This window comes from Streptomyces sp. SM1, from assembly GCF_002910825.1.
In the GTDB taxonomy this organism is placed as follows: Bacteria; Actinomycetota; Actinomycetes; order Streptomycetales; family Streptomycetaceae; genus Streptomyces; species Streptomyces okerensis.
In genome coordinates this window covers 1-1,684 of record NZ_NEUB01000466.1, presented here as the reverse complement: position 1 = coordinate 1,684, position 1,684 = coordinate 1, and the positions used below count along the sequence as shown (strand labels likewise).

1 protein-coding gene is annotated in these 1,684 nt (G+C 75.6%); it reads right to left on the bottom strand.

All coding sequences use genetic code 11. From position 1 onward, the window contains the following. Window positions 1–113 precede the first annotated feature (113 nt). On the bottom strand, window positions 114–1,684 hold a 1,571-nt coding region (locus B9S61_RS11650; protein ID WP_219819910.1), incomplete at its 5' end, for a LuxR family transcriptional regulator.

The following is a 1,684-nucleotide window of genomic DNA, read 5'->3' as shown; positions in this document are numbered from 1 at the left end:
CGGCGCGGCGCCCCGTTGCGGGGGACCGGCGCCGGAGCCCGGGGAGGGGGCGTTGCGGGGGGCCTGCGCCGGACTCCGGGGGGAGTGGGCGGTGTCGGGGGCCGGGGTGGGGGCTAGGTCGTGCGGCGGCCTGCCGCCAGGCGGACGATGTCGACGCGGGAACGGATGCCCAGCTTGCGGTACACCCGGGTGAGCGTCGCCTCCACGGTCTTCACGCTGATGAACAGCCGGCCGGCGATCTCCCGGTTGGTGGCGCCCTCCATCACCAGCGCGGCGACCTGGCGTTCCATCGAGGCGAGCCCGTCCAGAACCGCCGGTGTGGCGGCCGGCACCGGCTCCGCCTCCGCGGGACCCGCGGCCACGGCCTGGTCCACCTGACGCAGCCACGGCAGCGCGCGGCAGCGCCGGAACAGCCGGGACGCCTCCTCGTACCCGCCCGGCCCCTGGTTCCGGGAACGCAGTCGCGCCAGCGCGAAGGCGGCGCGGGCCTCCTCCATGCCGTACCCCAGCTTGGCCAGCCGTTCCTGCGCCGACACCAACTGCACCTGCGCCGCCTGGTTCTCGCCCCGCGCGGCACGCACCAGCGCCTCCGCCCGGTCGAGCACCGCCAGCACGCTCGCCCGGTTCAGCCGCAGCGCGTGCACCCGGGTGAGATTGATGAGCTCCTGTGCCTCACCGGGCTCACCGATCCGGACCAGCGCTTCGGCGAGGTCGCCCTGCCAGCGGCCCCGCGCGGGGTCGTTGATGCCCATGCCGTGCTCCAGCTCCCGCACCCGGCGCAGCGAGCGGACCGCGGCCTGCGCGTCCCCGGCCACCAACTGGGCGTAGCCCAGAGCGCCCAGGGCCAGCGAGAGGTACAACTGGTCGCCGTCCACCTCGGCGTGGTCCGCGGACTCGCGGGCCAGGGCCAGTGCCCGGTCCACGTCCCCGCCCGACGCCTCCGCGAGCGAGGCGAGCATGGCGGAGGCGCTCTCGCCGATCCCGGAGTCGCGGGCCAGCCGCAGGCTCTCCCCGGACAGGTCCAGCGCCCGGCCGCAGTGCCCGAAGCGCAGTTCGGTGTCGGCGAGCAGCCGTGAGAAGTGCACCTCGCTCTCGACCATGCCGCGCCGCCGCGCCTCCCGCAGCAGCGCGGTGATGGCGTTACGGGCCTCCGGCAGCTGGTCGCTCATCAGCAGCCACCGGAATCTCGCCATCGCGGCGCCGTTGTGGTGGCTGGCCACATCGGGGTCCTGGGGCTCCTGGAGGGCCCGCTGGATCGTGGCGGGAGCGTCCGGGTGCCCCATCAGCGTCTCGGTGGACGACTGGAACGCGAGCGCCATCAGCTCGGTGCGCCGGTCCCCGCCGCGGGCGGCCAGTTCCGCCGCGTGGGCGGCCTCCTGGCGGGACTTGGCGAAGTCGCCGTCCACCACCACCTCGCGCCAGGCCAGCTGGTAGTGGACCAGCGCGAGCAGCCGGGGGTCGTCACCGGCGTCGGCCAGCACCTGCGGGAAGACGGCGTCGACCTCACCGAGTGCCTGCCCGGCCGCCTCTATGACCACCATCCAGGCCCGCACCCGCTCCGCCGGCACCGTCGCCCGGGTCAGTACCTCCCTGGCTATGTCCCGGGCCAGGTCGACCTCGCCGGCGGTGATCGCGTCCTCGGCGGCCTGGAGCCGCCGCTCGTCCGGGCCCGGCTCGCCGTCGG